13 protein-coding genes are annotated in these 12,607 nt (G+C 63.5%); 5 read left to right on the top strand and 8 right to left on the bottom strand.

The features are described from left to right. Window positions 1-70: 70 nt before the first annotated feature. The 3 genes from AACH55_RS00840 to gpmA form a co-directional block, all read right to left on the bottom strand. Window positions 71-1,567: a S41 family peptidase gene (locus AACH55_RS00840; protein ID WP_338717507.1), complete on the bottom strand. Its 1,497-nt coding sequence runs from the start codon at window positions 1,565-1,567 to the stop codon at window positions 71-73. Between the two features lie 3 nt (window positions 1,568-1,570). Then, window positions 1,571-2,938, bottom strand: a complete 1,368-nt coding sequence (locus tag AACH55_RS00835) for a peptidoglycan DD-metalloendopeptidase family protein (protein WP_338720429.1) — start codon at window positions 2,936-2,938, stop codon at window positions 1,571-1,573. Between the two features lie 137 nt (window positions 2,939-3,075). Beyond that, window positions 3,076-3,822: a 2,3-diphosphoglycerate-dependent phosphoglycerate mutase gene (gpmA, locus tag AACH55_RS00830; protein ID WP_338717506.1), complete on the bottom strand. Its 747-nt coding sequence runs from the start codon at window positions 3,820-3,822 to the stop codon at window positions 3,076-3,078. A 160-nt stretch (window positions 3,823-3,982) separates the two neighbouring features. Here gpmA and AACH55_RS00825 point away from each other — a divergent pair, with 160 nt between their 5' ends. The 5 genes from AACH55_RS00825 (at window position 3,983) to AACH55_RS00805 (ending at window position 6,789) form a co-directional block, all read left to right on the top strand. Next, window positions 3,983-4,396, top strand: a complete 414-nt coding sequence (locus AACH55_RS00825; protein WP_338717505.1) for a rhodanese-like domain-containing protein — start codon at window positions 3,983-3,985, stop codon at window positions 4,394-4,396. Then, window positions 4,393-4,653, top strand: a complete 261-nt coding sequence (grxC, locus tag AACH55_RS00820; RefSeq protein ID WP_034340510.1) for a glutaredoxin 3 — start codon at window positions 4,393-4,395, stop codon at window positions 4,651-4,653. The genes AACH55_RS00825 and grxC overlap by 4 nt, the downstream gene beginning before the upstream one ends. Before the next feature lie 51 nt (window positions 4,654-4,704). Beyond that, the gene (gene secB, locus AACH55_RS00815; protein WP_013232209.1) at window positions 4,705-5,199 is read left to right on the top strand and encodes a protein-export chaperone SecB; all 495 of its coding nucleotides are present in this window, start codon (window positions 4,705-4,707) and stop codon (window positions 5,197-5,199) included. 118 nt (window positions 5,200-5,317) lie between these two features. Next, window positions 5,318-5,767, top strand: coding sequence for an SH3 domain-containing protein (locus tag AACH55_RS00810; RefSeq protein WP_338717504.1), 450 nt, complete (start codon window positions 5,318-5,320; stop codon window positions 5,765-5,767). 17 nt (window positions 5,768-5,784) lie between these two features. After that, a complete protein-coding gene (locus tag AACH55_RS00805; RefSeq protein WP_338717503.1) occupies window positions 5,785-6,789 on the top strand; it encodes an NAD(P)H-dependent glycerol-3-phosphate dehydrogenase in 1,005 nt (334 codons plus the stop codon). Window positions 6,790-6,952: 163 nt separating this feature from the next. Here the strand turns inward: AACH55_RS00805 and AACH55_RS00800 are convergent, their stop codons facing one another. From AACH55_RS00800 to AACH55_RS00780, 5 genes are all read right to left on the bottom strand, one after another. Further along, entirely contained in the window at window positions 6,953-7,207 is a 255-nt protein-coding gene (locus AACH55_RS00800) for a hypothetical protein (RefSeq protein ID WP_338717502.1), read from the bottom strand. A 437-nt stretch (window positions 7,208-7,644) separates the two neighbouring features. After that, window positions 7,645-8,235, bottom strand: a complete 591-nt coding sequence (locus AACH55_RS00795; RefSeq protein ID WP_338717501.1) for a GNAT family N-acetyltransferase — start codon at window positions 8,233-8,235, stop codon at window positions 7,645-7,647. A gap of 68 nt (window positions 8,236-8,303) precedes the next feature. Next, on the bottom strand, window positions 8,304-8,951 hold the full coding sequence (locus AACH55_RS00790) for an HAD-IA family hydrolase (protein WP_338717500.1): 648 nt from the start codon (window positions 8,949-8,951) through the stop codon (window positions 8,304-8,306). Window positions 8,952-9,009: 58 nt separating this feature from the next. Further along, on the bottom strand, window positions 9,010-10,164 hold the full coding sequence (gene ccsB, locus AACH55_RS00785) for a c-type cytochrome biogenesis protein CcsB (RefSeq protein ID WP_338717499.1): 1,155 nt from the start codon (window positions 10,162-10,164) through the stop codon (window positions 9,010-9,012). A 98-nt stretch (window positions 10,165-10,262) separates the two neighbouring features. After that, window positions 10,263-12,416, bottom strand: coding sequence for a cytochrome c biogenesis protein ResB (locus tag AACH55_RS00780; RefSeq protein WP_338717498.1), 2,154 nt, complete (start codon window positions 12,414-12,416; stop codon window positions 10,263-10,265). Between the last annotated feature and the right edge of the window lie 191 nt (window positions 12,417-12,607).

Raw genomic sequence — 12,607 nt, 5'->3', positions numbered from 1 at the left:
GTGGTTGATATGAAAAAAAGGGCCGCTGGCAAGTGCTAGCGGCCCGATGTGCCTGCCCGGAGGCGGCGAATTACTTGGTGGTGTCGATCTTCTCGGCCGGCGCCTTGTTGTCCTTGCGGTCGTCCTTCACCGGGGTGTCGTTCTTGCCTTCTTCATTGCGTACTTCCGGCTTGGCGTTGGAGACCTTGACCGGCAGGCCCTTCAACTGGTTCAGGGCCTGCATCAGCTGGAAGTCGTCCTTGCTGCCGAAGTCCAGCGGCTTGCGCTTCTTCTCGGCGGCGATCAGGCGTTCTTCGGACTGTTCATCCATCGATTGCGCCTTGACCTCGGCGGACTTGTCGGTGTCGTTGGTGAGGTGCTTGGAGAGATCGGCTTCACGCAGGCGCAGGCCGTTCAGGCCGTCGCCATCCGGATATTCGTCCACCATGATGTCAGGCACGATGCCGCGCGCCTGGATGGAACGGCCCTTGGGCGTGTAGTAGCGGGCGGTGGTCAGCTTGACCGCGGTGTTCTTCTCGGGCGGCAGCGCGATCACCGATTGCACCGAGCCCTTGCCGAAGGATTGCGTGCCCATGATGGTGGCGCGCTTGTAATCCTGCAGGGCACCGGCCACGATTTCGGAAGCCGAGGCCGAGCCGCTGTTGATCAGGACCACCATCGGTACCTTCTTGATGGCGTCCGGCAGGCGCGACAGCGGGTCCGACAACGGGTTGGAGGCGTAGTACTCGCGCTTGGCGTAGAAGGTCTGCTTGGAGCTGGGGAGCTGGCCGTTGGTGGACACGACCACCGAATCCTTGGGCAGGAAGGCTGCGGCCACGCCGATGGCGCCCGGCAGCACGCCGCCCGGGTCATTGCGCAGGTCCAGCACGATGCCCTTCAGGTTGGGTTCCTGGGCGTAGATGGCGGCCAGCTTCTTGGACATGTCGTCCACCGTCGGCTCCTGGAACTGGGTCACGCGCAGCCAGGCGTAGCCGGGTTCGACCACCTTGGCCTTGACGCTCTGCACGCGGATCTCCTGACGGGTGATGGTCAGGATGATGGGCTTGTCTTCTTCCTTGCGGGCGATGGTCAGGGTGATCTTGGTGTTGGGTTCGCCGCGCATCTTCTTGACGGCTTCATCCAGGGTCAGGCCCTTGACGGGGGTGCTGTCCAGGCGGGTGATCAGGTCACCGGCCTTGATCCCGGCGCGGAAGGCCGGCGAATCCTCGATGGGGGAGATGACCTTGACGTAGCCATCTTCCATGCCGACCTCGATGCCCAGGCCGACGAACTTGCCCATGGTGCCTTCGCGCAGTTCCTTGTAGGCCTTCTTGTCCAGATAGGCGGAGTGCGGGTCGAGCGAGGCGACCATGCCGGAAATGGCCTCGGTCAGCAGCTTCTTGTCATCGACCTGCTCCACGTAATCCGACTTGATGAGACCGAACACGTCGGCCATCTGGCGCAGCTCCTCCAGGGGCAGCGACGCCGTTGCATTCTTTTGCGCGATGGCGTCGAACTGAATCATTGCAGTGGCACCTGCCACCATGCCCAAACCGATCAGACTGATATTCTTGAGTTTGCTGCCCATGTGTCACCTAGAAGTTACCCACCCCTGTGGGTCGAATGCGCGGCCTTGATACCGCATTTCAAAGTATAAACCCGATTGCTCATTGCCGCCGCTGTTGCCTGCAGTGGCAATGGTTTCGCCGGCCTTGACCAGATCGCCGGCGCGTTTCAATACCGCCTGGTTGTTACCGTAGATCGTCATGTACTGGTTGCCGTGGTCGACGATGATCAGATTGCCGAACCCGCGCAGCCAGTCCGCAAAGACCACCCGTCCCGCCGCCACCGCGCGCACTTCCGCACCCTCGGGGGCGCGGATGAAGAGGCCCCGGCTGGTCGGCCCGTCGCCCCGGCGGCTGCCGAATTTCGAGCTCAGGTCACCCCTGACCGGCAGATGCAGCTGTCCGCGCAGGCTGGCGAAGGGCTTGCCGAAGTTGTCCGACTGCGGCTCGGGCAGGGTGTCGTTGCGGCCCAGGGAGGCGCTTTGCGGCGGTTCGTCATCATCGATGGCGTCAGCCGGATCGGGCATCCTGGGCGCCGGCTTGCCCTCCCTGGCGGCCTTGGCCGCTTCGGCGGCGTGCTTCTCGGCGCGGGCGCGCTGCTCCGCCAGACGCTTCTCGCGTTCGGCCCTGGCTTTGGCCAATTGTTCCTGGCGACGTTTCTCGCGGGCCTCGGCTTCGGCCTTTTTCTGCTGCTCGATGATCTGCGCCAGCTTGTCCACCAGGCTGGACAGGCGCTGCTGGTCCTGCTCCAGACGGCCGACTTCCTGGCGCTGGGCGTTGAGTTTGGTGGAAAGCTGCGCGAGCAGGGTCTGGCGGCGACCCTTCTCGCGCTCCAGCACCTTCTTTTGCTCCAGTTCTTCCTGGGCGATTTCTTCCAGTTCGAACTTGGCATTCTGCGTGTCGGCCTTGTTGGCACGGATCGCCTGCTGGTTGGCGCGCAAGGTTTCAATGAGCTTGGCCTGGGCTTGCGAGACATAGCCCATGTACTGCAGCTCGCGGTTGATGCGGTTGGGATTGTCCCCTGAGAGCAGCAGCTTGATGCGATCTTCGTTGCCGGCCACGTATTGCTCGCGCAGCAGCTTGGAAAGCTGCGCCTGCTGAGCGTTGACCAGGGCGGTCAGTTCATTCAACTGCTTGACCAGCTGCGCCAGGCGCGCCTCGGTATCCTGCTGTTCCTGTGCCAGGTCACGCAATGAACGATTGGCCTTGGAGATCGCCTGCTCGGAAGCGGCCAGGGCATCGGCCGCATTGTCCTTGGCGGTTTCGGTCTGGTCGATATCGCGCTTGAGCGCGCTCAGGCGCTGCTGCAGGTCGGCCTGCTCCTTCTCGGCGGCCTGCTTCTGCCGGGTGCGCTCGGTGATCGGCTGGGCCTGCAACGCTGCACACAGCAGCATCCCCGCCGCCAGCGCCGAGAACAGGCGCACAGCGGCCCGCGGCGCGCCTGTCAACAGGACCGAACGCGCCGGTGCAATGCACTTGGCGGAAAGAGACGCCGCCTGTGCGGCCGGCGTCTTGCTGGAGCAACGCAGTTTTATTTCGACTTCCCTTGATTGGCCACGGCCTTGAGCGCTGCCTCGATGGCGGACTGGTCGCCCAGGTAGTAGCTCTTGATGGGCTTGAGATCGGCATCCAGTTCATAGACCAGCGGCTGGCCATTGGGGATGTTCAGGCCGACGATATCGTTGTCGCTGATGCCGTCCAGGTACTTGATCAGGGCGCGCAGGCTGTTGCCGTGCGCCGAGATGATGATCTGCTTGCCGGCGCGGATGGCCGGGGCGATGGAGTCATTCCAGGCCGGCAGGACGCGGGCCACGGTGTCCTTCAGGCATTCGGTCAGCGGCACCTGTTCGCGCGAGAGACCGGCGTAGCGGGCATCACCGAAGGAGTCACGCTCTTCGCCCGGAGTCAGCGGATTGGGCGGGGTGTCGTAGCTGCGGCGCCAGACCAGCACCTGCTCGTCGCCGTACTGGGCGGCGGTCTCGGCCTTGTTCAGACCTTGCAGGGCGCCGTAGTGGCGTTCGTTGAGGCGCCAGTCGTTCTTGATCGGGATGTACATCTGGTCCATTTCATCCAGCGTGGTCCAGAGGGTGCGGATGGCGCGCTTCAACACCGAGGTATAGGCCAGGTCGAAGGAGAAACCGGCTTCCTTGAGCAGCTTGCCGGCCTGGCGGGCTTCGGCCACGCCCTTTTCGGTCAGGTCGACGTCGACCCAGCCGGTGAAGCGGTTGGCCAAGTTCCAGGTCGATTCGCCGTGGCGCATGAATACGATTTTGTACATAGCAGGACTTGTATTGATGATGGATAAACCGCTGCGGCTGCCCCAAAGATCGACTACGCGAGACCGGGCACACACCTTAGACTAGTCTGTTCGGTCCGGATGCAAACCGCGAATGCTTCTATTTTATAATGCCGGGATTCAGTAAACTCATTGGACTGCCGTGAAATTCATCATCGACAATATTTTCCTGATCGCCCTGGCCTTGGTCTCGGGCGGTGCGCTGCTGGTTCCCTACCTGCAGCAGCGCGGCAACAAGCTGAGCCTCTTGCAGGCCACCCAGATGCTCAACCAGGGCAAGGTGCTGGTGCTGGACGTGCGTGACACCGAGCAATTCGCGGCCGGCCACCTGCGCGACGCCCGCAACATTCCCCTGAAAGAGTTGCCGCAGCGCATCGGCGAACTGGACAAGCTGAAGGCCCGCCCGGTCATCGTGGTGTGCCAGACCGGCACCCAGGCCAACCGTGCCGAGGCGTCGTTGAAGAAAGCCGGCTTCACCGAAGTATACGGCCTGAACGGCGGCATCGCCGCCTGGCAGGGCCAGGGCCTGCCGCTGACCACCAAGGAGGCCAAATGAGCGCCCCCGTGACCATGTACTGCACCGCCGTGTGCCCGTATTGCATGATGGCCGAGCGTTTGCTGGCCAGCAAGGGAATCACGCAGATCGAGAAGATCCGCGTGGATCTCGAACCTCAGCAGCGTGAGCTGATGATGCAAAAGACCGGCCGCCGCACCGTGCCCCAGATCTATGTCGGCGACACCCATGTCGGCGGCTTCGATGACCTGAGCGCACTGGACCGCGCCGGCAAGCTGGACCCGCTGCTGCAAGCCTGAAGCCAGGGCAGCACACTCCCCCTATCGATTCACCGAACCTGAAAGAGATCCATGTCGGAACAGAACCAAGAAGCCCAACAGCAACCCGTTTTCCAGATCCAGCGCGTCTACCTGAAGGATCTGTCGCTGGAACAGCCGAATTCCCCGGCCATCTTCCTGGAGCAGGAAGCCCCTTCGATCGAAGTGTCGGTGGACGTCGGCGCCGAAGCGCTGGCTGAAGGCGTGTTCGAATCGACCGTGACCATCACCGTGACCGCCAAGGTCAAGGACAAGGTGGCCTTCCTGGTCGAGGGCAAGCAAGCCGGCATCTTCGAGATCCGCAACGTGCCGGCCGAGCAACTGGACCCGCTCTTGGGCATCGGCTGCCCCAACATCATCTACCCGTACCTGCGCGCCAACATCGCCGACGCCATCACCCGCGCCGGTTTCCCGCCGGTGCACCTGGCCGAGATCAACTTCGAGGTGTTCTACCAGCAGCGCCTGCAGGCCCTGGCCGAGCAACAAGGCGCGACCCTGGTCAACAACGGCTCCACCGCCGTCAACTGATCCTGCATCACCCTCTGTCCGCCTGCCGGGCCGGCCGCATCCCCTGCGGCAGCCCGGCACGACAACGAGCCGCCGCAGCCTGTGCTGCGGCGCTTTCCCTTCTGCGGAGACCTTCACGATGAAACGCCTGCCCCTGATTCTTTGCGCCACCCTGCTCGGCGCCTTCATGGCCAAGGATGCCCTGGCCCTGGACTTCAAGTCGGTCGGTGCCTCGCCCGCCATCATGTACGACGCCCCTTCCGAAAAGGGCCGCCGCGTCTACGTCGCGCCGCGCGGCATGCCGGTCGAGGTGGTGCTGACCTATGGCGAATGGAGCAAGGTCAGGGATGCCGCCGGCACGCTGTCCTGGATCTCTTCCAAGGCCTTGACGCCCAAGCGCATGCTGGTGGTATCGGTGGCCAATGCGCGCATCTTCAGTGCCGCCGATGAAGGCAGCCCGGTGGTCTTCACCGCCGACAAGTCGGTGCTGCTGGAGATGCTGGAGAGCCCCAGCAATGGCTGGGTCAAGGTGCGCCATCGCGACGGCCAGAGCGGCTTCGTGAAGGCTGGTGAAGTCTGGGGCGATTGAGCGAAGAACGGCTGACCATGAAGATCACTATTCTGGGCGCCGGCGCATGGGGTACCGCGCTGGCCATTCCGCTGGCACGCAAGCACCAGGTCGTGCTGTGGGGGCGCAATGCCCAGGCCATGCAGGCGGCCAGCCAGCAGCGTGAAAACAGCCTGTACCTGCCGGGCTTCCCGCTGCCGCCTGAACTGACGGTGAGTTCGGACTTCGATGCCGCCGTGCGGCATGTCTGCGACGATCCTGATGATGCGCTGCTGATCGCGGCCTCGTCGGTGTCGGGCCTGCGCGAACTGGCCGGACAACTGCGCGCCCGTGCCATCCCCAACCTGGTATGGCTGTGCAAGGGTCTGGAAGAAGGCACGAGGCTGCTGCCGCATCAGGTGGTGCAGGAGGTCTTGGGTTCAGAGCTGGCCGCAGGCGTGCTCTCTGGCCCCTCCTTTGCCCAGGAAGTGGCGCGCGGCCTGCCCTGCGCGCTGACCATCGCCGGCGCCGATGCGGCGCTGTGCGAGCGCGTGGTGGCCGCCGTGCATGGCAACAACATCCGCATCTATTCCAGCGATGACCTGGTGGGCGTGGAGATCGGCGGCGCCGTCAAGAACATCCTGGCCATCGCCACCGGCGTGGCCGATGGTCTGCAACTCGGCCTGAACGCCCGCGCCGCATTGATCACGCGCGGCCTGGCGGAGATCACGCGATTGGGCGTGGCGCTGGGCGGACGTGCAGAAACCTTCATGGGACTCTCAGGCGTGGGCGACCTCATCCTGACCTGCACCGGCGACCTTTCGCGCAACCGGCGCGTCGGCCTGGGACTGGCTCAGAACAAGAAGCTGACGGATATCGTCGCCGAACTCGGTCACGTGGCCGAGGGTGTGCGCTGCGCACAGGCGGTACGTGAGCTGGCGCGCGAAAAAGGCATCGAGATGCCGATCACCGATGCGGTGGCGGCGGCCTTGTTTGATGGCGTATCGGTGCAAGAAATGGTGGCCCGGCTGCTGGCGCGGGATCCGCGCGAAGAAAGCCTGTAAGACAGCCGCCCCCGCTCGCAAGCTGGGGCGGGAGATTCACCAAACCTCACCTGAAAGTGAAGCGGAGAAAACGACAGCCGGAGCAGACATGCCTCCGGCTGTTTTTTTATCGCACGAGAATTGGAAGGGATTCAGGCCGGACGCCGCCTGAATCCACCCTGCATCAACGCGCGATGATGTCGCTTTCCATCTTGGGACGCTTGAAACGCTGCGGCGAACCGCCTTCCAGGGCGTCATCCATCTGCTTGGAAATCTTGTCGTAACGCGCGCCGCAGTCGTCGTCCTGATGCGCGGCGTCCGCGCCCTTGAGGCGCTTGGCCAGGCGGGAAGTGCGCGCTTCCCCGCCCATGACGTATTGCTGGGCGGCGCGGCCGGCGTGGTTGTTATTGGTGGTCTTGTTGCGTTGTATGGCTTGCATCATATTTCCTCTTACGTCGCTGACGCTCAACGTTCTTCCTTCCTGAGTTGTTGTTCGGAAGAACACGCAGCGCCCCGGAAGATGTTGCCTGCTGCCTTGATTCCGGGAGACTGCTCCAGATACACAAGCGCTGCTTTTCTTGACAGCACTTTAGCTATGTAACGTCCGAGCGGCGATTTGGAATACGCGAAAAGTCAGTATTTTGTCAGCCAAATTGAAATTCCCTGGCTGAAACAATTCCGTGCGGCTCCGCAAAAAACGGCGCAAACCCGCATCCATCAAGGCTGACAGCGCTGTCAGAATGTGCCGGATTGTGCACTTTTACTGAACAAAAAAAACGAAAAAAAAGTGTTTCGAAACGTATCTTCCTTCACGTGACGCGACAAAAAAGCGACGAAAACTTACTCCACAGCATAGTTGTCAGGCGCCGCGACAGCTCAGGTACGCACCGGGACAGGAAGCCCCAGATCGGTCGGCACCAGTGAAAAAACCTTGGCATCGCGCGGTTCGCCATGAAAGACCAGGCGATTGCGGGCCAGGCATTCCAGCGTCGCCCCGGCCTTCTCAGCGACCCGCTGGCTGCGCAGGTTGCCGGCTTGGGCGACGATTTCCAGGCGCGTCAGTCCCGTTTTTGAAAAGGCGAAGACCGCCGCCGCCCGCGCGGCAAGGGCGGCGATGCCGCGCCCCGTGTAACCTTCGCGTACCCAGTAGCCGAGATTGGCCATCTGGTTCAGCTGGCTGACCTGGTTGACGGCCACCGAGCCAATCACCAGGCCGTTGCTGCGATCGATGATGTTGAAGTCGTAGGCCGCGTGGACATGCCATTGCTCGATGGAACGCTGCAAGAAGAGCTTGGCGTCCAGCAGGCCGTAATCGGGGGTACACCAGGCTTCCCACTGGCTGATGGCCACGCGCGACTGGTGTACGGCGTCATACAGCGCCGGGGCCTCGCGCAGGCCCAGCGGACGCACTTCGATGGCGCGGTCGCAATAGATGATTTGCCGTTCGCGGTCTAGGGAGCGGAGCATGGGAGCCGTCAGGTGAAGTTTCTTGCAGATCTTACCGAAATCGGGCGCAGCGGGAACTGTCCCCGCGGTCAGCCCAGTTGCGCGCGCAACTGCGCCAGGTGGGTGATGACCGCTACCCCCTCCGGCATCTCCGGATGCACGCCATGCTCCTGCAGGGCGATCACCTGCATGCCCGCTGCCAGTCCGGCCTGCACGCCCGGCAGGCTGTCTTCCACCACCGCGCAGCGCTGCGGGGCCACCCCCAGGCGGTCGGCCGCGAACAGGAACAGGGCCGGGTCGGGTTTCCAGCGCTGCACGTCATAGGCACTAAAGATGCGGCCGGCGAAATGCGGCAGCAGGCCGGTCACGCGCAGGCACAGCTCGATCTTGTGATGCGGGGCATTGGAGGCCAGGGCGAAGGGCAGATGCAACTGCTCCACCATCTCCAGCGCACCGTTGATGGGTTGCAGGTGCCGCTCCAGCATGCCGCCCATGAGCGCGCGCAGTTCCTGCTCGAAATGTGCCGGCAGGACCTGGCCGCTCAATTGCTCGATATGCGCGATACACCACTTCATGCTCACCCCGCGAAAGCGCGCCAGCGCTTCCTCGGGACTGAGCGTGACGCCATACCCGGCCACATACTCGGACCAGGCACGCGCGGCCACCACTTCGCTGTCGACCAGGGTGCCATCGCAGTCGAAGATGACCAGTTCCGGCGCGGCAGAGGGGTGCTTCATCGTTGCTCCTTGTAATTCAGAGGGCGGGGCCGCCCTCTTCAAGGAGCCGCCGGCGCCATCAAAGTTCGCCGTAAGAATGCAGGCCCGAGAGGAACATGTTCACCCCCAGGAAGGCAAAGGTCGTCACCAGCAGGCCCACCAGCGCCCACCACGCGGCGGTACGGCCACGCAGGCCCTTCATGAGGCGCATGTGCAGCCAGGCAGCATAGTTGAGCCAGACGATCAGGGCCCAGGTTTCCTTGGGATCCCACGACCAGTAGCCGCCCCAGGCCTCGGCCGCCCATAGCGCACCCAGAATGGTGGCGATGGTGAAGAAGGCGAAGCCGACGGCAATGGCCTTGTACATCACGTCATCGAGCACCTCCAGCGAGGGCAGGCGATCGGCCAGGATGCCGCGCTCGCGCAGCAGGTAAGCCACCGCCACCATGGCGGCCAGGGCGAAGGTGCCGTAGCCGATGAAATTGGCCGGCACGTGGATCTTCATCCACCAGCTCTGCAGGGCCGGTACCAGCGGCTGGATCTCGGCCGCATCCCGCGAGACGGTATACCACATCAGAAAACCGACCGCTGCCGTGATGACGGTCAGCACGAAAGCACCGAGCTGGCGCGTGGCGTAACGTTCTTCGTAATACAGGTAGAAAAGCGCCGTAATCAGGCAGAACAGGACAAAAACTTCATATAAATTGGAAATCGGGATGTGGCCCACATCCGGCCCGATCAGGTAGGACTCGTACCAGCGCACCATCATGCCGGTAAAGCCCAGCACCACCGCCGCCCAGCACAGGCGCGAGCCGATTGCGCTGCCGGTGCCGGCCCGGGTGGCCAGGCCGCCCCAGTAGAACAGCGTAGACAGGCAGAACAGCGCGCTCATCCACAGGATGGCCGACTGGCTGGAGAGCATGTACTTGAGGAAGAACTTCTTGTCGGCCAGTTCCAGCGCGCCGCCATACATGGCGATGGCCCCCAGCGAGAGCACGGCGATCACCAGCATCAGCAGGCGCACCGGCTTCCAGTGCCAGCCCAGCCAGGCGAAGGTCGGTGCGGCCAGCAACAGCACGGCTTTCTCGTAGTAATCCATATAGCTGCCGAAGCGCCCGAAGGCGTACAGCGAGCCCGCCACCAGGGCGACGGCGTAAATCCAGTCGACGATGCCGAGGCGCCGGAAGAAGCCTTGCTCTTGCTCGTAGGCCTGGTTTGCTTGGGTCAGTTGCATTGCGTTCTCCACTGCTGCTGTCCCGGACGATGCGACCGGGCAAGGCCCTGGCGCAACGCTCGGAAGAATGGCCGCCGTAGCCCGGCGGCATGAGGGTACTAGGCCGACGGACCTGGTGCGGATTGTGCCGCACCGGTCAGACGGCCCTTCATCTGTTCGAATTCCTTGTCGAAATCCAGCGTGCGGCGCTGCGTGCTCATGGCCAGCAGCGCCTGGCTGCCCTGGCCATCGGGGCCGGGCTTGATCCAGATCCACAGGCGCCGTTCACGAATGTACAGCATCGCGAACACGCCCAGTACCAGGAACAGGCAGCCCAGGTACACCACCTTCTTGCCGGGCGAACGCGTCACCTGCAGCACCGAGGCCTTGATCTCCTGGAAGCCTGATAGCTGCAGGAACACCGGCGCCGGGTAGAACGCGGCGTCGGCCAGGGCATTGATGGCCAGTTGCAGATAGCGGCCATGCTTCTCATCGCTGGCCACCGGACCCAGCCCATCCCGGGCGCGCGCGGCTTGCCACAGTTCCCACATGCTGCCGTTGAGGATCTTCATGAAGATGTCGGCGGCCTTTTCCTGCTCGGCAGCGGGCAGTTGTTCCAGGAAGCGCGTCACCGCGATGTAGCCCGAGACCTTGCCGTCGCCGGCGAAGATGGTCAGGCCGCGCAGGGCCGATTGTTCCAGTTGCTCGCGCAGCGCGGGTGACGTTTCGCGCCCGCCGCTGATGGCCTGGCGCGCATAGCGGCGCGCCGCTTCCTCGCGCAGGGCCGGATTGGCCAGGGCGGCACGCAGGCGCATCCATTCGGCCACGCTGTCCTGGTCATCGGCGGGAATGCGCAGGTAGCGGAAGGGCTGGTCAGGCTGCTCGCGCATGCCGGCCAGGAAGACGTCGGCGCCATCGATGGGCAGCGACTGCATGTAGTTGAAGTATTCGCGCGCCTGGCCGGTCTTGTCGCGCAGCTTGTACTGCACGCTCGGGCCGACATTCTTGAAGTCCTTGCTGTTGGCGTTCTTGGCGCCGGAGCCGAGATGCTTGTCGAGATCGGCGATGAAGCCCCGATTGACGTTCTTGCCGACGTTGACCGCACGGGCATCACCCGAGGCCGAGCCGGATCCCTGGGTCTGCATGTTCTCCACGTTGAAGGGGCGGAAGCCGCTCCATTCGATCGTGTAATCGCCCATGCCGGCCGGCAGCGGCGTACTGCCGTTGACTTCGCCGGACAGGTCGAAGCGGCTGTTGGTGCCGCCGCGCATCGGATAGCCGACCAGCTTGAGCTTGCTGCCGCCATCCTCGAAGCTGGACTGGTAGATCGCCACGCCCTTGTAGATCAGCGGTTCGTTGACCTTGATGGTGGCGGCGGTCTCCTTGCCGGTCTCATGGTCACGCACCACCACTTCGCTGGCGAAGAGCTTGGGCATGCCGGTCGAGTAGAAATCGATGATGAAGCGCTTCAACTGGATGGTGAAGGGCAGGTCCTGGATCATCACGCCATCCTTCTGCGGGATGATGGCGGTGCTGCTGCTGGAGCCTTCCGGGATGAGCGTGTTGCCGCGGAAGGTCGGGTTGTTCAGTCCCAGGCGATAGCGTTCCGGGATGTCAGCAATGATGCCATTGCCGGCAAAGGCCGATTTGCCGTAGAACCATTGCTGGAAGCGGATCGGCAAATCCGAATCGAGCAGGCCGCCCAGACAGATGATGACGATGGCCGCGTGCGCGAAGATGTAGCCCCACTTGTTGGCCGCGCCCTGCTTGGCCGCCAGCAGCGTGCCACCCTCCTTGTCGGCCAGCCTGGTCTTGTAGCCGCGTGCGCCGACCTGGCGGGCCAGCCGTGCGGCAGCCTCGGCCGGGGCTTCGGCCGTGGTCCACTCGTGCTTGTGATGGAAATTGCGCAGCGACTGCTCGCGCACGTTGTCGCGCCAGCTCTTCACGTCGCGCAGCATCTTGGGCGCGTTGCGGGCGATGCACAGCGAGGTCGACAGCACCAGGAAGCCCATGAACAGCAGGAACCACCAGGCCGAATACACCGCATACAAGCCCAGCTTGTCGAAAATCTCGAACCAGAACGGGCCGAACTGGTTCACGTAGTTGGGCATCGGGTCGTTCTGCTTCATCACCGTGCCGATCACCGAGGCGATGGCGATCAGCGTCAGGAGGCTGATCGCAAAGCGCATCGATGAGACCAGTTCCACGGCCTCGCCCAGCCAGCGCTGGCGGGTCCTGATCTGGATTCCTTGGGTACTGCTGCCCGTCGTCATATTCCTGCCTTACCGGACCGGGCCTGCCGGTTCCGCTTACCTGTTGGGGATCTCCTTGCCCATGGGCAAAGCGACGCGAACCCGGATTTTACCGCTCCGGGGGAAACTCCGTGATACGCGCCTGCGTAGTACAGATATGCCGGGGCGCCTATCCGGTCCGGCGGGAAGGGATGATGCCGCGCAGCGGCACC

The sequence above is a fragment of the Herbaspirillum sp. DW155 genome (assembly GCF_037076565.1).
Lineage (GTDB): Bacteria > Pseudomonadota > Gammaproteobacteria > Burkholderiales > Burkholderiaceae_D > Herbaspirillum.
Note: the sequence above shows the minus strand (reverse complement) of the source record. Positions and strands in the feature narration are given on the sequence as shown.

Coding starts and splice junctions, on each gene's coding strand:
- AACH55_RS00840 (WP_338717507.1), bottom strand. CDS start 1,567: ATGGGCAGCAAACTCAAGAATATCAGTCTGATCGGTTTGGGCATGGTG.
- AACH55_RS00835 (WP_338720429.1), bottom strand. CDS start 2,938: ATGCTGCTGTGTGCAGCGTTGCAGGCCCAGCCGATCACCGAGCGCACC.
- gpmA (WP_338717506.1), bottom strand. CDS start 3,822: ATGTACAAAATCGTATTCATGCGCCACGGCGAATCGACCTGGAACTTG.
- grxC (WP_034340510.1), top strand. CDS start 4,393: ATGAGCGCCCCCGTGACCATGTACTGCACCGCCGTGTGCCCGTATTGC.
- secB (WP_013232209.1), top strand. CDS start 4,705: ATGTCGGAACAGAACCAAGAAGCCCAACAGCAACCCGTTTTCCAGATC.
- AACH55_RS00810 (WP_338717504.1), top strand. CDS start 5,318: ATGAAACGCCTGCCCCTGATTCTTTGCGCCACCCTGCTCGGCGCCTTC.
- AACH55_RS00805 (WP_338717503.1), top strand. CDS start 5,785: ATGAAGATCACTATTCTGGGCGCCGGCGCATGGGGTACCGCGCTGGCC.
- AACH55_RS00800 (WP_338717502.1), bottom strand. CDS start 7,207: ATGCAAGCCATACAACGCAACAAGACCACCAATAACAACCACGCCGGC.
- AACH55_RS00795 (WP_338717501.1), bottom strand. CDS start 8,235: ATGCTCCGCTCCCTAGACCGCGAACGGCAAATCATCTATTGCGACCGC.
- AACH55_RS00790 (WP_338717500.1), bottom strand. CDS start 8,951: ATGAAGCACCCCTCTGCCGCGCCGGAACTGGTCATCTTCGACTGCGAT.
- ccsB (WP_338717499.1), bottom strand. CDS start 10,164: ATGCAACTGACCCAAGCAAACCAGGCCTACGAGCAAGAGCAAGGCTTC.
- AACH55_RS00780 (WP_338717498.1), bottom strand. CDS start 12,416: ATGACGACGGGCAGCAGTACCCAAGGAATCCAGATCAGGACCCGCCAG.